Genomic DNA, 20,101 nt, shown 5'->3' with positions numbered 1-20,101 from the left:
TCCCAGGTTCAATGAATTAACATCTCAATATTTGGTGCTCATCTTGACATGGTTCGTTCTTGGTCCATACGGCCCTTCATCCAACCATCTGCCAAGACTTGGCACCATGGAGGACAGTGAAGCGGCAAGTTCGCGCTTCGTATTCATGGAAGGGGAACTGCCTTGTATGTGCTCAAGCGCAATGCCGGCACAGTCCCGGTTATATTCAGCCGCAAATTGACGTTCATTTGCTGCGGCCAGAATTGCCTGCTCGGCTTCGTTAGGATCACTGGCTTCAAGAGCCTTGGCAATTGCCTGCGCAGACAACAGTGCATCAGGAACACCAGAATTTAATCCACGCGCGCCGAATGGAGCGAACAGGTGAGCCGCTTCGCCAACTAACAGTGCCCGTCGATGAACATCCGTATAGGAATCGGCCACCACTTGGTAAAATTGATAGGTGGATACCCATGTAATGCGATCAGCATATTTCGGATCCATCACTTTAGGCAGCCATTTACGTACGCCATCCACACCGCCGAAATCTTCCGGGTTATCACCTTCCAGCAGCTGCAAATCGATTCTCCAGCCACCAGTAAACGGCACATACAGCACATTGCGTCCTCCCATTTCAGGATGCTTGTAATGAAAGGTTCGAACCAGTGGCAGAGGATGATCTGGGTCCTCCTTCACATCTACGACGAGGAACGAATCGCTAGAGCGTGGACCCACCAGCTTCATGCCAAGCTCTTGTCTAACGACAGAGCGTGAGCCATCCGCACCGATGATATACGGGGCCGTCCATTCTTTACCTGATTCTGACGTCAATGTGACGCCATTCGGATCCGTCTTCACGTGCTTAATAGGCGTATGCCAGACAAATTCCACGCCTGCATCGAGGCAAGCTTGATACAGATGCTTTTCGATCTCCACCTGTGCCAGACTCGTAAACGCTGGGAGCTCGTTTGGCGGAGCTGACGGATATTTTTTCATGTAGACTTCTTTGCCTTGATACATCGTACGTTTTACCGGCCAGGTAAGGCCATGTCTAGCAAGCGTAAAGCCTAGACCCGGCTTGATTTGCTCAAGCAACTTAAGTGTTGCGTTATGAATATAGATAGCACGGCTTCCCGCACGAATACGTTCCTGAGGATCCGCCTCCACAATGGTCGCCTGAACGCCGCAGCTGCGCAGAGCAAGTGCCGCAGTCATCCCGACAGGCCCAGCGCCTACCACGAGAACGGGACGTTGAATGTGTTGATGCGAGTTCATACGTTGTCCTCCTTCATAAATAGCTCGTTTATGATTTTTTCTTTTAATTTAACCTTCTGGATTTTGCCGCTCGGCGTCATGGGCAATTCATCGGTAAAAATAATCTTGTCTGGAATTTTATAATTCGCCAGCTTCCCTTTTAAGTAATTCTTGATATCCTCTTCCAATAAGCCTGCATCTTTCAGCTTGATGACCGCACAGCTTTTCTCTCCCATCACGGGATCTGGAACACCGATAACTGCAGTCTCCAGGATATGAGGATTCTGATAGAGCAGCTCCTCGACCTCTCTTGGATAAATGTTATAGCCTCCGCGAATAATCATCTCTTTCTTTCTGCCAACAACTCGCAAGAAACCGCTTTCATCTAAAGTGCCAAGATCTCCTGAATAATACCATCCCTCGCTATCTATCGTTTCGTTCGGGCTCGTTGGATTAAAATATCCAATCATGACACCGGGACTTCTACATACGATTTCTCCAACTTCCCCGGATGGCAATTCGCCCCCGTTCATATCGACAATCTTGATCTCGGCTTCCTCGACCGCTCTGCCGACCGTCTCCGACTTCAGCACTTCAGCGTCGTTAAATGCGGTAATCGTCAAAGCTGCCGATGTCTCCGTCGCCCCATAAGAGACACAAATATCGCATCCCATCTTGGATCGTATCTGACGGATCGTATCAGCCGGACAAGGAGCAGCGGCGATGATGCCGGTCCTGAGCGACGAAAGATTGAAGGTATCGAAGTCCGGTTCGTTTAATTCCAAAATAAACATCGTCGGAACAGCGTGGTGAATGGTGACCTTCTCCTGCTCAATGAGTGTTAGCGCCTCTTTTGCTTTATATCGTTCCATAAGAACCATGCGTCCTTGACATACGACGGTACAAATTAGGCAAGAGACGATGCCAAACACATGGAATAACGGAACGGGAACCAGAATGACGTCGTTCGAATCACATAATAAACCTTCAGAGGTAATTGAACTTGTATAACCGATGTTCTGATGACTCAGCATGACGCCTTTGGGAAAGCCAGTACTCCCGGAAGTGTAGAGAATGGCAAAAGGATCGTGTAGAGCCGGAAATGGAACCTCTGCTAGATTACGCCAATCTCCCTTACTTAACAGAGCTTCGTAATTCCGCAAATGGCTGTGCGCGTGGCGTACTGTGATCATCGTACTTCCCGCTAACGCTTCGCTATCCAGGAAATCGTTAAAACCGTTGCTCACAAAAAGATATTTGGGACCAGCGTTCCCCACAATAAATTCGACTTCTTGCAGCCGATATCTCGGGTTAAACGGCACGATGACCGCTCCGATACGCGACGCTGCAAAGTAGATGACGACGCATTCGTGCCAATTCGGCAGGCTGACACCAATCCGGTCGCCTTGTCGAACTCCATCCGCATACAAGGCGGCCGCCAGCTGCTCGGACTCCCTTAGAAGCTCACTGTAGGTCATTCTTCGTTGGCCGTCATATAGGGCTTCTCGATCAGGACTCTCATGGCAAGCCCTCTGTAGAAGCTGCGGGATGGTCAAGTTGTATTTCCCCTCCCCCATGTCCTTCTCCCTCCTTATAGGCGTTCCCATATGGCTGCGATACCTTGACCACCGCCGATACATACGGAAGTTGCGCCGTATTTCTTATTTCTGCGCCCCAGCTCATACAGGAGCGCAAGTACGATACGCGTGCCCGATGCAGCTAAAGGATGTCCAAGCGCTACTGCCCCACCGTTTACATTGCCAATATCAGGATCGAAGCCAAGTTCCTTCTGACACGCCAAATATTGTGTCGAGAATGCCTCGTTGATTTCGATTAAATCCAGATCAGCTAACGACATGCCGGCTTTGTTCAATGCTTGAAGGATCGCATCGACCGGTCCGATCCCCATGTATTTCGGTTCGACGCCGACTGCGCTCCAAGCAACCAAGCGTGCGATCGGTGTTAAATTTCTCTTGGACGCATATGCAGCCGATGTGAGAACGACGGCCGCTCCTCCATCATTGATGCCGCTGGCGTTCCCCGCCGTAATCACGCCTCCTTGCTTGAATGCCGGCGTCAGCTTGGCAAGCGCCTCTCTCGTCGTATCGGCTCGCGGATGTTCATCCTTATCGACCAGTCGCGATTTCTTCTTATCAACAACCGGCACCGGAACAATTTCCTCTTGAAGCGCGCCGGATTCCATAGCCAGAAGCGCTTTCCGATGGCTTGCGTAAGCATGCTCATCCGCTTCATCTCTTGTAATCTGATAACGTGCTGCAACATTCTCCCCTGTGCCAGACATTGTACAATCGCCGTAGGAATCATATAATGACTCCCACAAATAGTCCTGCATCGGCGCTGCTCCAAGGGCAAGACCTGTCCGGGCACCCCGGACCACATAAGGGATTTGGCTCATATTCTCACCGCCTCCAGCCAACACCGCTTGGCTATCGCCCGACAGAATCAATCTGGCTGCCGAAGTGATCGCCTCCAGTCCGGAGCCGCACAACCGATTGACCGTCAGCGCAGGTGTAGGTATTGGTATTCCCGTCTTCAGTCCAACATGGCGAGCGAAAAATACGGCATCCGGGCTCGACTGAATGACATTGCCGAAGACGACATGATCTACCTCGCCCGCTTCTACCTTGCTTCTCGTCAAAGCTTCTTTAGCGGCAGTTGCTGCCAAATCGATAGCAGAAATATCACGGAACGAACCGCAAAATCGGGTAAATGGCGTTCTTGCCCCATCAATCAATACAATGTCTGTTCCATTCACGATATCAGCCCCTAACGACCCGAATAATTCGGTTTGCGTTTCTCAAAGAAAGCCGTCATGCCTTCCTGACGGTCTTGCGTCGTAAATGTGTTGCCGAAGCACACCGATTCAATCGTTATCGCGTGATGCAAGTCCGTATCGGCGCCCGTTTGCACGGCCGTCTTCATCATACGAAGCGCAACAGCGGGCTTCTCAGCTAATTTAGCAGCCCACTCTTTCGCCGTGTCCAGAAGCGCGTCCAGCGGCACAACTTTATTCACCAATCCGCAGTTCAGAGCCTCCTGGGCTGTGATCATATCACCGAAATACAATAGTTCTTTCGCTTTCGCCTGCCCGATAAGTCTCTGCAGCCGCTGAGTTCCCCCGCCGCCTGGAATGATGCCTAGGTTAATCTCAGGCAGGGCGATTTTGGCATGCTCCGAACAAATCCGGAAATCGCAGCACAGCGCCAGCTCACAGCCTCCTCCCAGGGCAAGCCCGTTGATCGCAGCAACGACCGGCTTCCCGAAGTTCGCCAATTTGTCAAAAGATCTGCGCGATACTTGATTCCATTTGTTCATCCCTTCTGCGTCCAGGTCCTTCATTTCCGACATATCCGCACCGGCAGCAAAGGCGCGTTCACCGCTTCCTGTAAGAACCACCGCCTGAATCTCATCATTGAGTTCGATGTCACTCAAGGTTTGATACAGTTCAATCAACATTTGTTGATTGATTGGATTCATCGAGGGCCGGTTCAATGTGATGACAGCCACTTTCCCGATCAATTCACACTGTAAAGCTACGTCTACATCATTCATCGTCTCTTCTCCTTCATCCTCATATCGTATTATTGGTAGTCATACCAGCCTGCTCCTGTCTTCCTACCGAGACGGCCCGCCCGAATCAATCGTCTTAACGAGGTTGGAGCTGCAAACCGGTCATCCTTCAATTCCTCGTAGAAATAATCCATCACATGCAGCCCGATATCTACGCCGGCGAAATCCTGCAGGGCGAACGGCCCCATGGGATAATTAAGTCCAAGCGTAACGGCTTTATCAATATCCTCAGCTGACGCGACACCTTCCTCCAGCAAACGGATCGCTTCTATAAATTGCGGAATCATAATCCGATTGACAATAAAGCCAGGTGAATCCTTTTTCACTTCAATCGGCTCTTTCCCCAATTCCCGCGCCAGATTCATAAGTACGGCAATCGTCTCATCACTCGATTTGAATCCTCTGACAACCTCAATCAGCTTCATTATCGGGGCGGGATTGAAAAAATGCATCCCTGCAACGCGCTCAGGACGGCTGGTTGCCTCAGCAAGCGAAGTAATCGAGAGAGACGAGGTGTTCGTCGCCAGAATCGCTTCCGGTTTCACCGTTTCATCAAGCCTGCGGAACATATCCTTCTTAATTTCCATATCCTCTACAATCGCTTCAATGACCACGTCCGCATCAGATAACACGTTCAAATCGCTCGTTCCCTCGATTCGCGACATGGCCAACTCCCGCTCGACTTCCGCCAGCTTGCCTTTTTCCACTAATTTGTGAAGCCCAGCTCCTATTCTACCGATTCCTTTGTTCACCAACTCGTCATTCATATCGAATAACCTAACTTGAAACCCTCTCTGTGCGGCAAGTTGAGCAATCCCGCTCCCCATGGTGCCTGCTCCGACAACTCCTATGATGGATATAGCCATGATGAACCTTCCTTTCGACTATGAAATGATAGATGATAAATTTAATGATCTGACCCGGCCGAAGAGATCAGAAGATGACGTAATTCTTCCGGTAGAGGCTGCGCTTTCAACACGCCATCCAACATGGAGACCCATGCCCGGATCTCATACCCCTCCGCCACCAATTCTTCCGCGCGGAAGAACGTATGCCTAATCTTCACAACCTTGTTTCTCACTTCTTCGATGTTGGAGACAATCCTGATCATATCGCTACAAAGCAGCGGCCGTCGGAATTGGCAGTGCGCCTCGACAAGCGGAATGCCTTTTTGCTCGGACAGGAGCTTGTTGGTAGGATAATGGATGGATTCGAACATCTCGTGCGTCGCCTGATCCATCCATTTATAAAAATTCGGATAGTACACAATGCCTGCGGCGTCTGTATCCGCGAATCGTACTTTAAACTCCCATACCGTACTGTACATCGCTAACTCCCCTCCATTTGCTATTACCTCTTTATTGTACTTGGGGGACTTCAGCGTGAGTATGTATACCATGTGCCAAAAGAAACCCGCTTTTTCGTCCACCGTGTACAGTAAGTTCAACCTCATTGAATCTTCTCGCTGAACAGATCATGCAGCTTATAAGCGAGCATCAGATTAAACCGCTGTTCCGCGTCGTCGATATCAAATCCTAGAACCTCTCTTATTTTTTCGAGACGATATTTCAAAGAACTGCGGTGAATATACAAGATTTCAGCTGTATCTTTAATGTTGCCGTTCGTTTGCAGATAGGTTCTCAAGGAATGGAATAAATCTTTGTTTTTTCCATCCCGATACGACAGCAGGGGTTCAAGATAGGTTTTAATAAATAGAGGAGCGGCAAGCGGATCGCCCAAATGATACAACACGGAATAGGCGCCAAGCTGATGAAAACTTAGATACCCTTTGCTTGGGAAATGGGAGCATAAGATCGTTAATGTTTTTTGCGCTTGTTTGTAGCATAGGGGATACTCACTGATGTGACTTGCTTCTTGACTAATGCCGGCATAGAGAACCGCGTTATCGTATTCGGCCTGCACGAGCTTTTGAATGCGGTTATAGAAGGTTTTCCAGAAATCCCCTTTCGCTTTCTCCTGCGGTACGATTGTGATGACATACTCGTCTTTGCGGGTTAACAAGATTCCTGGTTTAGTTCGGGATACATATTCTCTAATCCGTTCCCAGATCCAGTTTCTTCTGGCGTTGGATTCGAATAAATCTGACTTCTGAGCATCCTTCTCGAATTGAATCACAAAAATGCCGATTGTATGGGGCTCGTCGATATTCCAATTGAACAAATTGGCATGCTCTCGAATCTCGTTGATATCTTGAAGCTGCTCCGTAAATAACCGATAAAAGAAGCCGTCCTTGACCTGCTCACGTACATCTAGAACGACTTTCTGCTTAATAAATTGAACCGCATAGACATTCAACGTATGGTTCAGTGTCATTCTGAGCACCATATCGAGCTTCGTTCTGGGCATGATCAACCCCAGATATCCAAGAACCTCTCCGGCACCTACGACTTTCCAAATACCCGCTTCATATTGCCCTTCACTCGTCATCCAATGCTCCAATTGCTTGCTTTGTTGAAAACTCTTTTTATGAGCCGCAACCTCTTGCAGCATAAAATCCAAGCTGACTTCGTCCTTATCCCGTATGGAGCTAGAAGCTATATGAAAGAAACGGTCGAATAAAATAACCGAGCAACTCATCATTTGGGATAGAAATACCGTAATGTTCTCGAATCCATCGTCTTCGAGCGTATGCTTCACCATTTGCTGTTGGTGCTGCATGAACTTCTCCAACCTGTACTTCTGATCTTTTTCGCTGCTATATAATCTTATATTTTCAATTAAGGACGAGACATGGGATGCCAAAAATTGCAGCAATTCCAAATCGTCGGAAGAAAAAGTCAAGTCTTCTCCACTTAAGACATGCAAGATTCCTATGGATCTCAAATTAATGGTTAATGGAATCGTGATTTCCTGCCCGCCGATTTGTTCCAAATATGCAAAGTAGGAGGTTAAATCATACAACTCCTTCAGATCGATTCGTTCAGGGAGGGAATATCCCCCATAGGTCGGTAATTGAAGGACAAGGCAGTTCACCCCCTCGTCGTACAAATAGACAGCAGCTGCTGTAGCGCCTGTCCCTTTGCCAGCCCTCTCGACGATGCTCTCCACAATTTGCTCAAGCGAGGAACCATCCAAGTACACATTTTCCTTTAACCACTCGAGTCCTTTGATGCGCTTAACTTCATGTTCTTTCTGCTGGGCGAGTGCAAAGGCGGTTGCAATGTCTTTGCCGTACTCCTCAAATAATGTGTCCGCCTCAAGCATTAAATGGACAAAATGACGGAATCCAATGACGCATAATCCCAAGCTGCTCTCGTCTTCGCGGCGGATCGGAATGGTGAACCAGGTCTGAAATTGTTCTTCATCCACACAGGATAATAATTGACACGTCTCTTTCCCTTGCAATACGTCAAATGAAGTCATCGACTGTTGGAAAATCCGCGGTGTACATGCATTCACTGCGATCGGAAAACAAGCTTCAAAACGAGCGGCAGTTCCCTTTTGGGCCTTCATCTTAAGCTGCATTCCATCCATGGTCATAATAGCCATGTAATCACATGCTAATTTGGAATGAAACGAATCGATTAAATAGTGCAGCGTCTCACCTAGCGTATCGAACTGAATCATCTGCCGAGCAGTCTTTCGAAGATGGATGTCCAGTCTGCTCATCAGCATTTTATGTTTTCGCTTAGTCGTCATGTTAGCCCCCGCCCCTTTCTAATAAAAAAAATCGCCGTCTACTTATAACAAGTAAAAGGCGATCCCTTGTTGCTGCCTAAACCTTAGGCGTGTGCCGTTGCAATGTTCAATTTGCTTAATACTTGTTTGGCAGCACGATTTCCTGTCTCAACAGCACCATTCAAAAACTGCTGATAATCAAGCGAAGTATGCTCCCCGGCAAAGAAGCACCGACCTTCAGGTTCGCCGAGAATACCTCTGAACTTCGTGTACTGTCCAACTTTATAGCAAGAGTAGGAGCCTTTTGTCCAACGATACCCTGGCCAGTAATCCAGAGTCGCTTTTCCGTTCCATTTCTGACTTAAACCAGGCAGATCGGATTCAATGGATTGTAGGAATTTTTGGGCGTGCGAATTGGTAGAACCCGTACCAAAGCTATTACCCAAATTTCCGCCTGTGAAGTCAACCAGAATACCGGATTGCCCCGCTTGCCCTCTCGTCGTGGCCCATGTATCGTGATAGACGTCCGATACGATCGCACCGCTGCTGCCAAGCGATTCCCAATGTCGATCTGTAAATTGCAGCGCAAGCTTAGAGTTGGTAGCCATCCCTATCTCAGCAATTGCTGTTTTCTTCAATGTTCTGAAGCCTGCACGGCTTAAATCAACATCACGCAATGTCGAAGCAGGCAATGCCAAAATGACATAATCCGCCTCTACACAGTTTAATCTTCCTGAAAAATAGAGCGAATACGTGCCATTGTTATTTTTTCTCAAGCACTCGAGCGGCGATGACAGCGTAATTTGCCCATTCAGCTTATTAGCCAAGATTTGAGGAACCTGATCATTTCCGCCACGAATATGATAACGCTCTTCGCCACCCGTTCCAAAAGGATTGAACTCATCTTGAGCCGACGTGCTCATCGCGTATATCATAGAGAGCGAACTTACCGTTGAGCTCTCAAGACCTATGCTGGCCGTGTAAGCCAAATCTACCGTTTTGGATAATAATGAATTCATACCATCCGGAACATTCGCAGATAACCAATCGATAATCGACATCTGATCCAATTGCTTACCGCGTGCCGTATAGTTATTGTATAACGTCACATCGCCTGCACCTCTGCGATCCCTCTGAAGTGGATCCCACACAGGGAGGAACTGTCTAGACAATTCTGCAAAATCAACAACAGACCCATCGATAACAATACGGAAATCGCCATTTTCGTATTCATATAGATCGTCCACCTGCAGATTGAGCTCCTGAATAAGATTCAATAAATCCGTATGATCCGTATTAACTAATTCTCCGCCATGCTCATAGATTTGCCCTTCATTAAAGGCATTCCTTCCGGTAAAGCAGCGTCCTCCTACACGGGAAGATGCTTCATATACCTGAGCGTTGATTCCTGCCTGTTTAAGACGATAGGCGGCCGTTAATCCGGCGAGTCCAGCGCCGACGATCGCAACACGGGGAGCTGTCGCCGCATTCACGACTTTGGCACCTAGGTTGAACATGACTGAAGGCACTGCCAATGCAGCGGATGCGAGGATTGCTTTCTGTAGAAAATCCCTGCGAGAAACCTTCTGCGTAATACGTTCCTCAATAACTTGTTCTACGGTGACATCTCGCTTCGCTGCTTCGCCAGCGATTCTGGCAGCAGCTTGCAACTGACGCATCAAAGGAGTTTTTGACATTGGAATCATCCCCCGCTTGATTAAATTTGTTCAACCTCTATTCAAATTTCATCATGACATGTTTTAAACGCGTGTACTCTTCTAGCGCATATACGGATAAATCCGATCCATACCCCGACATCTTATGTCCGCCGTGCGGCATTTCACTCACAAGGCTCAGATGCGCATTCGTCCATACCTCGCCGAACTCAAGCGCTCTGCTTGCACGCATAGCACGATCTAAATTTTTGGTCCAGACGGAGGATGCCAATCCGTACTTGCAATCATTCGCCATTTGGATGGCTTCATCATCAGTTTTGAATGGGGTAACGGTAATGACAGGACCAAACACTTCTTCCTGAATGATCTCATCGGATTGCTGTGCTCCAGCGATCACCGTAGGCTGGTAGAAAAACCCGGCCCGATCTAATCGCTTGCCTCCCGTCAAGATCGTACAGCCCGAATTAGCAGCCCGCTGTACCATTTCATCGATTTTATAAAGATGAGCCTCGGAAATCACAGGTCCTACTAATGTATCCTGGAGCATTGGATCACCAATGGCTGTACTTTCAACGAAGGATTTTAATTTGGTAATAAATTCTTCGTAGATGGATTCTTGAATGTAGATTCTTGTTGCTGCCGTACAGTCTTGCCCGCTGTTGTAAAACCCGCCTGCGGCTGCCCAGAAAACGGCATCATCCAATTTGGCATCGTCGAATACGATAAACGGCGCCTTCCCGCCCAGCTCCAGATGCAATTTTTTCATCGAGTCAGCCGCTTCCCTGGCAATTGATTTACCTGCACGCACACTTCCCGTAAGCGCCGCCATTTTAACCTCGGGATGACGTACCAACTCTGCTCCAGCCACTGTACCTTGACCCGTAACGATATTCAGTACGCCTGGCGGCAAAATCCCAACACTCAATTCCGCAAGCTTCAAAGCCGTTAATGGTGTAAGCTCGGATGGCTTAAGGACAACCGTATTACCCGCTGCGATCGCGGGACCGATTTTCCAGACGGCCATAGCTAGCGGAAAATTCCACGGTGCGATTGAACCGATAACCCCGAGCGGCTCCCGGCGCAGCATACTGTTATGCTGTGCCATATACTCGCCTGCAACAGGCCCTTGCAGCATACGTGCAGCACTTGCGAAAAATCTTAAATTATCAACGATGAACTCGATCAGATGTGTCGAGAATTGAATTGGCAGTCCAACATTTTGCGTTTCCATGACAGCCAATTCTTCTGCATGCGCCTCGATTCGGTCCGCAAGCTTTAATAAAGCCGTACTTCTCTCACCCGGTGTCGTATGTCTCCACGTCTTGAATGCGACACCTGCCGCCTGAACGGCTGCATCGATATCTTCTGGCGTGCAAGCAGGAGCTTCTGCAATCACTTCTCCGGTTGCCGGGTTGAGGATGGAATCATATTGATCACTGCGACTGTCTACAAAAATCCCGTTAATAAAAATTTGCTTTCTTAGCATCATATACGGTCTCTCCTCTTCATCCTTTGCTATTCTAACAACCATTGCTCATAGCGCTGTTGCACTTTATCGAAATTTGCAATCCAGTAAGAATCATCGGCCGCAATTTGTTGTTTTTGCAGTTCAGGCGTGACCCCAAGACGTTTCTTATCTGCATCGGACAATTTATCAATCGCCTTTTGATTCGCAGGCGCATAATCGGCGTTTTTACCATAATCCACTTGGACATCCAGCGAAGTTGCAAATGCGATAAATTTCATCGCAAGGTCTTTATTTTTCGTTCCTTTCGGAATCACCCACCCCAAGTAGGAGCGGAATGCATTCTCATACGTGAATTCTATCGGCGTTCCCTTCCTCTTCTGATCCGTTAGCGCGCCGTCATAGCCCGTAGCGATAGCTGCTGTTCCATTGGTTAAGAGCTCAGGTACTTGCGCTCCACTCGTCCACCAGGTCTTGAAATCACTCTTGATTTCATCTAACTTCTTGAACGCGCGGTCCACGTCAAGCGGATACAATTTGTCTAGGGTTACACCATCGGCAAGGAGTGCCATCTCAATCGTTGGAGCCGGAAATTTATAAGCGGAGCGTCCGCCTGGAAATTTCTTTAAGTCCCAAAAATCCGCCCATGTCTTCGGCGCATGTGCAGCGTCAATTTTCTCGGAATTCCAGCTCAAGACGGTAGCAAAAGAATCAGAAGCAATAAAATTAGCAGTCGCCGTCTGATCGTTATAACCTTCTTTACTGATCATGTTGTAGTCTAAAGGTTCGAATAAACCTTGTTGACCTGCTAATTTCCCGTAGAAGGAATCCACATTCACAACATCCCACGTGACATTCCCGCTATCGACCATCGCCTGCAGTTTTCCATAATCCGGCGGGGTTTCAATGACTATTTTCACATTATATTTCTTCTCGAAAGCGTCATAGACTGCGGCTTGCCGATAGCCTACCGAGTTTGCATCCCAGTCGACAATCGTTAACTTCTGCGGGTTGTCTTGACTGGATCCGCCTTCCTCATTTTTGCCGCATGCGATGAGTGAAGCGCATAAGGCAAATACAGCAACCATAACCGTCAATTTTTTCTGCATTTTAACTCCCCCTGATATCTAAAAATTATAATTACTCCTGTCTAACATTCCGTTTCGCAGCATTCGAACCGATCCAGCCCTGGATTAAGAACAAAGCCACGGTCATGATGATCAAAACAGTCGATACAACAGCGATACTCGGATCGATACTTGTACGCAAACTTTCCCAATACTTGATTGGCAGTGTTTTGGTGTTGGCTCCAGACATGAACAGGGAAATGATAGGTTCATCAAAAACAAGCGAAAATGCGAACAACGCTCCTGAGAATAGTCCTGTTTTCATTAAAGGAACGGTAATCTTGAAAAAAGCACCGATTGGCGTGGAACCCAGTCCCATGGCAGCCAATTCTAAATTGCGATCTACCCCCTTCAAGCTGGCGATGACTAACGTGAACACAATCGGAATCGCGATAACCGAGTTGGATAGAACCATTCCTGTATACGTATCCGCGAGCTTAAATGGCGAGAAAAAATGATAGAGTCCTATCGCGACGACAACCGTGGGAACAACCATCGGCGACAGCATTAACGGAAGGAAAATGTTTTTACCCCAAAAATTCAATCGAGTAAAGGCTACCGCTGCCATCGTACCCACAACAAGGGACACAATCGCTGTTATAGCCCCAATGAACAAGCTGCGTGAAAACACTTGAATCCATACGGGATCCTGCAAGACCTTTTCGTACCAAACGAGTGAATAGCCGGGCGGAGGAATTTGAAAATACGCCACAGATGTAAACGATAACGGGATAATGAGAATAATGGGGAGCAGAAACACCAATAGAATGAAAATAACCAAAAGCCTTAATCCCATATGTTATATCACCCCTTTCAAAGAAGGGTGCTTCCTGAAAATAATAAATGGAACAGCAATCAAAAGTATCGTTGCACCTAAGAGAATGATAGACAACGCCGCTGCCAAGTGCCAATTCAACGTGACGTTGATAAAGTTGGCAATTAGATTTGAAATCATTTTATCTTTCGGGCCGCCTAAGAGCACGCCGGTAATAAAAAAACCGAGACTGAATACGAAACAGATGAGCACTCCTGCGATCACGCCAGGCATGGATAGCGGGAACACAACATCACGGAAGGCTTTCCAAGGCCTTGCCCCCATACCTTCAGCCGCTTGGAGCAAGCGACTATCAATTCCTTTCATGACGGAATAGATACACAGCACCATGTATGGAAATAAATAATGAACCATACCAACGATGTTGCCGGTCGAAGTATAGAGCAATTGAAGCGGTTGATCGATCAAACCGAGCCCCATCAGCACTTTATTGATAACCCCTTCATTCTGCAGCATGACCATCCACGTAAACGTACGTATAAGCACGCTGATCCAGAAAGGGATCATGATCAGAGACATCGTTATATTTCTCCATTTGTCCGACTGCATCTTATAGAGCAGATAGGCAACCGGATAGCCGAGCAATAAAGCCGCTAAAGTCGCAATAAAGGATATTTTGAACGTATTGATGATGACCTTTAAATAAACCGGTGTATTAAATACTTGTACGAAATACTCGAATGTATAATTTACTCCGTCGTGAACGCCTAATTTCATGATTTTGATGATCGGGATAAAGGTCAACAGCAGCATATATAAGGCTGGTATGATAAACAGCAGCCAATGCATGCCAGGGATCGTCGATAACCTTCGATTCTTTCTTTTCAAGGGTACAGCCGTTATTTGCATTTGCGCGTTATTCATATGCAGAGCTCACCTTACTCCCCTCATTTTCTAAGAAACCGCATCGTTCTTTGCTTCATCGTCAGGTATCAGAGATGCATCAGCGGTATTCCAACCAACTTCGAGTTGATCACCCACAGCCATTTCTTTGGTGGCTGCATAAGGAAGCTTGATGCTTATTCGTTCATTCGTGTCTGTCATTGCCTCGACCCGGAAAGAATCTCCGATATACGTTTTTTCCATCACTTTCACATGGTATTTATGCGTATATGCAGATCCTTCATGAACGACATGAATATTCTCAGGACGGATGGCAATCAATACCCCCGAATTCTCCGCGAGGGTATGCTCGGCTTTCATCCGTACAACTTGCCCGTTTAACAGCTTGACGATCGATAGGCCAGATTCCGAGTGGATAAATTCACCATGGAACCAGTTGATTTCGCCGATAAACGAAGACACGAATTTACTCTGCGGACAATTGTATAACCTTTCAGGTGTATCCATTTGTTCAACTCTTCCATGATTCATGACGCAAATGCGATCCGACATCGTTAGCGCCTCTTCTTGATCATGCGTGACATTGACCGTGGTGATCCCCAATTTTTCTTGAATATGCTTAATTTCAAACTGCATCTGCTGACGTAAATTTTTATCAAGCGCACCTAACGGCTCATCCAGCAATAATAGAGGCGGATTGAAAACAATCGCCCGGGCGAGCGCGACCCGTTGCTGCTGACCGCCGCTCAGTTGACTTGGGAATCTTGAATCAAAGCCTTCAAGCCGCACCATTTGCAGCGCTTTGTATACCTGTTCTTTGATTTCCGGTTTCGGAACTTTTCGCAGCTGGAGCGGATAAGCAATATTGTCAAAGATCGTCATGTGCGGAAATAATGCATAGTTTTGGAACACCATCCCGATATTGCGGTCATAGGCTTTCTTTTTGGTGATTTCCTGACCGTCCAGCAATATCGCTCCGTTATTTAACGATTCAAAGCCTGCGATTAATTTGAGCAGCGTCGTTTTGCCAGATCCGCTCGGCCCTAGGATTGTAACGAACTCGCCTTTGTTGATGGATAAATGCACGTTATCCACGGCCTTAAAGTTTTTGTAGTTTTTTTGTGCGCTTATGATCTCCAAATGGGCTGTCATAGGAAGTTCTCTCCAATCCTTTATGTCAACTTTTCAAAAATGATTTTACCATCCACAATGGTGAGTTCTACCTTTGCATCCTTGATTCGTTCTGCTGGCACTTGGAACAAATCGCAATCAACGACGATGAGATCGGCTAACATTCCTTCTTCCAACGTTCCGAGTTCATCTTCTCTAAAGGTGCCGTATGCCGCTGTTGTTGTATACGCTTTCAAAGCCTCGGTGAGCGTGATCGCTTCTCCCCCATTAAACAGCTCACCTTCGCCTGTAATCCTGGTTGTTGCACGGTAGATTTCCAGGAACGGATTCAGCGATACGACGGGGTAATCGGTATTCAATACCACTTTCGCTCCGGCATCGAGCAGCGATCTGATCGCGAACGTATGCTGCTCCCGCTCGCCAATACAGGAGAAGTAGTGCTTCTTGTTGATCAGCTCCATATGCTCCGGCTGCATGGATGCAATCACACCCAGCTCCTTAAAGCGCGGAATATCTTCAGGGTGTACAACCTCGATATGCTCGATCGTATGTCTGGCATCTCGACTTCCGTTGCTCTGCTGCGCTTCTTCGAATAAATCCAGCGCATAACGCACAGCACCGTCCCCGACCGCGTGAAACCGAATACGAAAGCCTTCTTGGTCCGCTGCGAGCACATACTCCCTCATTTTCTCGGGAACCTGTGGGCCGCAATATTCGGGAATGTCCGTGTATGGCTCAACAAGATTTGCTGTATGTGTGGTGACGACGCCGTCCAGAAATTCTTTCAATCCGGAAAAACGAAGCATGCCCGATTGATACTTGTCACGGTAATGTCTAGCTCTCTCCAAATCTGCTTCAAGACCAATTAAAAAGTGGATTCTCGAAGTCAATTTTCCTTGCTTCTCAAACTCTTCATAAAGTTCAATCTCACTGATTTCCAAATCCGTTACTTTAAAAATGTCCGTCAACGATGTAATACCTAACTCAGCCGCTTGACTGAGAAATCTTCCAAACACGGGTCTTTTCCTATTCTCGGCTAAATTCATCGCATGCTTAGCAGCCAGACTGGCTGCCGCTTCATAGAGAATTCCTGTCGGCTCATCGAACTCGTCTTTCATAATCTCTCCATGCGGAGGATTCGGCGTGTTCTTGTCAATGCCCAGGATCTCTAGTGCCTTCGAATTCACCCACACCGTATGACCGGAGGCATGGAATAAGAAGACCGGGCGGTCCGGAATGACGGCATCCAGTGAAGCGCGATGCGGCAGCTTAGGGTCATCCCACTTCGTGTGGTACCACATATATCCTTGAACCCAAAAATCATCAGGTCTTGTTTTGGCAAATTCCGACACTAAGTCGACGACTTCTTGTTCAGAACGTGCACCGAGCAGATTAACATGGTCTTCCATCAGACATCCAGGAACGACATGAAGATGCAGATCATTAAAGCCTGGCATAACAAGTTTATCTTGGTAACGGTACACTTGGGTATGGGGTCCAATGCGTTCTTTCAATTCGTCTTCATGTCCAACCGCCACAATCTTATTGCCTTGAATCGCGATTGATGCAGGCTTTGGCGAATGATCAACACCTGTAAACACGACATTGCTTGAGATCAAGATGTCTGCATGTTCAACATGTTTCAGAGATGACATATCTTACCTCCTCGTATAGCTACTGTTAGAGAATGATGATCTATTGTTTTTTTGTTTCACTAATTGTGATATAAAGTTCTACGTTTTTATTTTTCAGGTAGGATATATACGTTTCAGGATCGACGCAAAGCTCCGGTGGCTTGACACCTTTTTCCGTAATTTCACCCTTCAAGAGCATTTGGGCCACGATGGAGGCCGGAATCGCCGTTGCGTATTGCGTAGGACTTACGCCCCATTCCTCCTGATATCTGGTCAGCAATTCTAATCTTACGGTTGTCTGGTTTCCGTTTTTCTTGCCCTTGATTTCAACGAGCAGCGAATCTGTTCCCCACACCGGCTTCTCTTTCTTGGCAAGCACTTTGGTCAGCAGCGCTACAATCTGGCGGCGTGGCACAGTCCCGTCTTCCAATTCATTCGTGTCAACAAGTCCGAGCTCTTCCAGCATTTTGATTTTCTCAATCGTCGCCGGATCCCATGTATCTTTGTATGTAATTTCTCTTACTTCCGGAAAACTGGTAGGCAATGTGGCGAGCTCAGAATGAATAATAGAATACGTTTTTTGAATGCCCAATGCATCATGGAAATGTGTAAACTCTTCATCCGCTAAAGGCGGAATTTCGACCAGAACGCCATCTTTTACGGCCATAGCATTTTTAACTGCTTCATCAATGATCGTATCCGCAGCAAACGCAAAGGTTGTTCCTGACGAAGTCGAACCGTAACGGATATGAATTTCTTCCGCTGTATCCAGCAGGTTAACGCCATAACGACAGAATACGTTCGAAGTGCCTGGATCTGAGCCCATCCCTGTGATCGATAGGATGTTCGCTTCCTTCATTTGTGCATCCAATTTTAATTGTTCATTCGTATATTTGAAAAGTCCGCCTAAATCGAGCACGCTCACGCCAACCGATGAAGCCGCTTTCATTGCATCCAAATTAAAAACATAATTCGTAGCATTCACACACACTTTTCCTTGACGCAATACGTCTTTCGCCGCTTCCAAATCTCTAATGTTAAGTGTTGCGGTCGTAATCTCTTTACCAACCCACGCAGCCAATTCGTCCAGTCTCGCTTGATCCAAATCACAGGCGATGACATCGACGCCGCTTGCGGCCAAATCTTTGACGATAACTTTACCAATTGTGCCTGTCGCTCCTAGTACAACAACTTTACTCAATTGAAGCCCCCCTTTTACATACATGCGATTAGTGAATATTCTAAACGCAGTTCAATTTCTCCTGTTTGATATGAAAAATTTAATAGATTACGAGTTCAAAGTGTGCGTTTCCTAATATAATGTGTGTTCAAAAAGTCAACTTTTCAGCACCGAGAAGGTTGCGGGAACCCGAAGAAGGAGGAACGGAGTTTAGGCAAAACCTAAATGAGTACCGGACTTCAAGGGTGAACGCAAGATTCGATGTCGAGGTACTTCCTGAAATACTTCGTGATCAAAAGGGGACTTTTTGAACTTCCTCTTATAGTCTGATCGTGATTAGCTTCATCTCTGTCATCTCTTCTACAGCATATTGGACACCCTCACGTCCGAATCCGCTTTCTTTCACGCCGCCATAAGGCATGTTATCGACTCGAAACGTCGGAAAATCATTAATCATAACGCCTCCGACTTCAAGCTTCTCCGCTGCATGCATCGCTGAATGGATGTCATGGGTATAAATACCGGCCTGAAGCCCAAAGCGGGAATGATTCACCTCGTTAATGGCTTGTTCCAGTGTGGAAAACGAAGAAACGATGGCAATTGGGCCGAATACCTCCTCGCAGGATACGGGCTCATCCGCAGACACATTCGTCAAAATTGTCGGCGGAAAGATCCGTGAATTTAAAGCAGTACCACCAGTAACGACATGAGCACCTCTCATCACGGCGCTGTCAACCCATTCTTGCATACGCGTTACTTCTTTTTCATGAATCATTGCGGACATATCTGTACTTTCGTTCAATGGGTCACCGATAACCAACTTCTCTACCTTCGCCTTATATTGATTGAGAAAATGCTCATACTTACCCTCGTGCACCAAAATCCGCTGAATGGAAATGCAAACCTGCCCACTAAAAGAAAAGGCTCCGAGCACACAGCGATCAATCAGTTCATCGGAAATTTCGACGGTATGGTCAATGATCAAAGCCGAATTGGAGCCAAGCTCCAGCGTTACACGCTTTAGACCTGCTTTGTTCTTCATCGCAATACCAACGGCCGGACTGCCCGTGAATGTAACAGCTTTAATTCTTGGATCGCGCACCAGCTTTTCCCCGACAATTGCTCCCGGCCCCGGTATAATATTCAAGGCGCCGTCAGGAAGGCCCGCTTCTTGGAATACTTCAGCCAGTACCAGTGAAGAAAGTGGCGTTTGACCTGCCGGTTTCAATACGATTGTATTACCGGCAGCAATCGCAGGGCCGACTTTATGCGCGACTAAGTTAAACGGGAAATTAAACGGGGTAATCGCGGCTACGACACCAAGCGGCTTGCGAAGTGTGAAAGCTATCCTTCCTTCTCCGCCTGGTGCTGCATCCAGCGGGACGGTTTCCCCATGAATACGACTGGCTTCCATCGCTGCGAACCGGTAAGTCTGTATCGTACGGGCAATTTCTCCCCTTGCTGTTTTTATCGGTTTGGCCGCTTCTAAGGCAAGGAGACGAGCAAGCTCTTCTTTTCGCGTTTCCAATATATCAGCCGCTTTGCTCAGAATTGTCGTACGTTGATACGCTGATAAACTGGCCATCTTATCGGCAGCGGCCACTGCGGCTTGAATGGCCTCCTCCGTATCCGCATCATCCGCATGGCCTACATCAGCTATTCTTTCTCCCGAGAAGGGGGCATAAAGCGCATTGTATTTAGCCGCTTCTTTCCATTGACCATTAATGAATAAATTACGTTTCACGAGCAT

At 47.3% G+C, this 20,101-nt stretch carries 16 protein-coding genes; all 16 read right to left on the bottom strand.

Annotated features, from left to right (window positions below):
- Positions 1–24: 24 nt before the first annotated feature.
- Positions 25–1,251, bottom strand: coding sequence for an FAD-dependent monooxygenase (locus tag ACFQZR_RS01865; protein WP_379342342.1), 1,227 nt, complete (start codon positions 1,249–1,251; stop codon positions 25–27).
- Positions 1,248–2,807: a class I adenylate-forming enzyme family protein gene (locus ACFQZR_RS01860; protein ID WP_379342340.1), complete on the bottom strand. Its 1,560-nt coding sequence runs from the start codon at positions 2,805–2,807 to the stop codon at positions 1,248–1,250. Before ACFQZR_RS01860 ends, ACFQZR_RS01865 begins: the two co-directional genes overlap by 4 nt.
- A gap of 14 nt (positions 2,808–2,821) precedes the next feature.
- Complete coding sequence (locus ACFQZR_RS01855; RefSeq protein WP_379342338.1) at positions 2,822–4,006, bottom strand: acetyl-CoA C-acetyltransferase; 1,185 nt, start codon at positions 4,004–4,006, stop codon at positions 2,822–2,824.
- An 11-nt stretch (positions 4,007–4,017) separates the two neighbouring features.
- Positions 4,018–4,803 carry an enoyl-CoA hydratase/isomerase family protein gene (locus ACFQZR_RS01850; protein WP_379342336.1) on the bottom strand — a complete coding sequence of 262 codons (786 nt, stop codon included), beginning with the start codon at positions 4,801–4,803 and terminating at the stop codon, positions 4,018–4,020.
- Positions 4,804–4,832: 29 nt separating this feature from the next.
- Entirely contained in the window at positions 4,833–5,687 is an 855-nt protein-coding gene (locus tag ACFQZR_RS01845) for a 3-hydroxyacyl-CoA dehydrogenase family protein (protein WP_379342334.1), read from the bottom strand.
- Positions 5,688–5,728: 41 nt separating this feature from the next.
- Complete coding sequence (locus tag ACFQZR_RS01840) at positions 5,729–6,148, bottom strand: acyl-CoA thioesterase (RefSeq protein WP_379342332.1); 420 nt, start codon at positions 6,146–6,148, stop codon at positions 5,729–5,731.
- 122 nt (positions 6,149–6,270) lie between these two features.
- The gene (locus ACFQZR_RS01835; RefSeq protein ID WP_379342330.1) at positions 6,271–8,481 is read right to left on the bottom strand and encodes a helix-turn-helix domain-containing protein; all 2,211 of its coding nucleotides are present in this window, start codon (positions 8,479–8,481) and stop codon (positions 6,271–6,273) included.
- 83 nt (positions 8,482–8,564) lie between these two features.
- On the bottom strand, positions 8,565–10,157 hold the full coding sequence (locus tag ACFQZR_RS01830; RefSeq protein ID WP_379342328.1) for a flavin monoamine oxidase family protein: 1,593 nt from the start codon (positions 10,155–10,157) through the stop codon (positions 8,565–8,567).
- Positions 10,158–10,194: 37 nt separating this feature from the next.
- The gene (locus ACFQZR_RS01825; protein ID WP_379342326.1) at positions 10,195–11,625 is read right to left on the bottom strand and encodes a gamma-aminobutyraldehyde dehydrogenase; all 1,431 of its coding nucleotides are present in this window, start codon (positions 11,623–11,625) and stop codon (positions 10,195–10,197) included.
- A gap of 26 nt (positions 11,626–11,651) precedes the next feature.
- On the bottom strand, positions 11,652–12,710 hold the full coding sequence (locus tag ACFQZR_RS01820) for an ABC transporter substrate-binding protein (protein WP_379342324.1): 1,059 nt from the start codon (positions 12,708–12,710) through the stop codon (positions 11,652–11,654).
- 31 nt (positions 12,711–12,741) lie between these two features.
- The gene (locus ACFQZR_RS01815) at positions 12,742–13,524 is read right to left on the bottom strand and encodes an ABC transporter permease (RefSeq protein WP_379342322.1); all 783 of its coding nucleotides are present in this window, start codon (positions 13,522–13,524) and stop codon (positions 12,742–12,744) included.
- A 3-nt stretch (positions 13,525–13,527) separates the two neighbouring features.
- Positions 13,528–14,427 (bottom strand): ABC transporter permease, encoded by a 900-nt coding sequence (locus ACFQZR_RS01810; RefSeq protein WP_379342320.1) that lies wholly within the window; start codon positions 14,425–14,427, stop codon positions 13,528–13,530.
- Positions 14,428–14,457: 30 nt separating this feature from the next.
- Entirely contained in the window at positions 14,458–15,558 is a 1,101-nt protein-coding gene (locus tag ACFQZR_RS01805; protein ID WP_379342317.1) for an ABC transporter ATP-binding protein, read from the bottom strand.
- A gap of 20 nt (positions 15,559–15,578) precedes the next feature.
- On the bottom strand, positions 15,579–17,192 hold the full coding sequence (locus tag ACFQZR_RS01800) for an amidohydrolase (protein ID WP_379342315.1): 1,614 nt from the start codon (positions 17,190–17,192) through the stop codon (positions 15,579–15,581).
- Between the two features lie 40 nt (positions 17,193–17,232).
- Positions 17,233–18,372: a saccharopine dehydrogenase family protein gene (locus ACFQZR_RS01795; protein WP_379342313.1), complete on the bottom strand. Its 1,140-nt coding sequence runs from the start codon at positions 18,370–18,372 to the stop codon at positions 17,233–17,235.
- Positions 18,373–18,670: 298 nt separating this feature from the next.
- Complete coding sequence (locus tag ACFQZR_RS01790; protein ID WP_379342311.1) at positions 18,671–20,095, bottom strand: aldehyde dehydrogenase family protein; 1,425 nt, start codon at positions 20,093–20,095, stop codon at positions 18,671–18,673.
- Between the last annotated feature and the right edge of the window lie 6 nt (positions 20,096–20,101).

This window comes from Paenibacillus sp. GCM10027629 (assembly GCF_042676425.1).
Lineage (GTDB): Bacteria > Bacillota > Bacilli > Paenibacillales > Paenibacillaceae > Paenibacillus_K > Paenibacillus_K terrigena.
Note: the sequence above shows the minus strand (reverse complement) of the source record. Positions and strands in the feature narration are given on the sequence as shown.

Bases quoted from the DNA above. Each gene is read 5' to 3' on its own strand.
- ACFQZR_RS01820 (WP_379342324.1), bottom strand. From the start codon at position 12,710: ATGCAGAAAAAATTGACGGTTATGGTTGCTGTATTTGCCTTATGCGCT.
- ACFQZR_RS01860 (WP_379342340.1), bottom strand. From the start codon at position 2,807: ATGGGGGAGGGGAAATACAACTTGACCATCCCGCAGCTTCTACAGAGG.
- ACFQZR_RS01850 (WP_379342336.1), bottom strand. From the start codon at position 4,803: ATGAATGATGTAGACGTAGCTTTACAGTGTGAATTGATCGGGAAAGTG.
- ACFQZR_RS01805 (WP_379342317.1), bottom strand. From the start codon at position 15,558: ATGACAGCCCATTTGGAGATCATAAGCGCACAAAAAAACTACAAAAAC.
- ACFQZR_RS01840 (WP_379342332.1), bottom strand. From the start codon at position 6,148: ATGTACAGTACGGTATGGGAGTTTAAAGTACGATTCGCGGATACAGAC.
- ACFQZR_RS01835 (WP_379342330.1), bottom strand. From the start codon at position 8,481: ATGACGACTAAGCGAAAACATAAAATGCTGATGAGCAGACTGGACATC.
- ACFQZR_RS01845 (WP_379342334.1), bottom strand. From the start codon at position 5,687: ATGGCTATATCCATCATAGGAGTTGTCGGAGCAGGCACCATGGGGAGC.
- ACFQZR_RS01830 (WP_379342328.1), bottom strand. From the start codon at position 10,157: ATGTCAAAAACTCCTTTGATGCGTCAGTTGCAAGCTGCTGCCAGAATC.
- ACFQZR_RS01825 (WP_379342326.1), bottom strand. From the start codon at position 11,625: ATGATGCTAAGAAAGCAAATTTTTATTAACGGGATTTTTGTAGACAGT.
- ACFQZR_RS01865 (WP_379342342.1), bottom strand. From the start codon at position 1,251: ATGAACTCGCATCAACACATTCAACGTCCCGTTCTCGTGGTAGGCGCT.
- ACFQZR_RS01815 (WP_379342322.1), bottom strand. From the start codon at position 13,524: ATGGGATTAAGGCTTTTGGTTATTTTCATTCTATTGGTGTTTCTGCTC.
- ACFQZR_RS01800 (WP_379342315.1), bottom strand. From the start codon at position 17,192: ATGTCATCTCTGAAACATGTTGAACATGCAGACATCTTGATCTCAAGC.
- ACFQZR_RS01810 (WP_379342320.1), bottom strand. From the start codon at position 14,427: ATGAATAACGCGCAAATGCAAATAACGGCTGTACCCTTGAAAAGAAAG.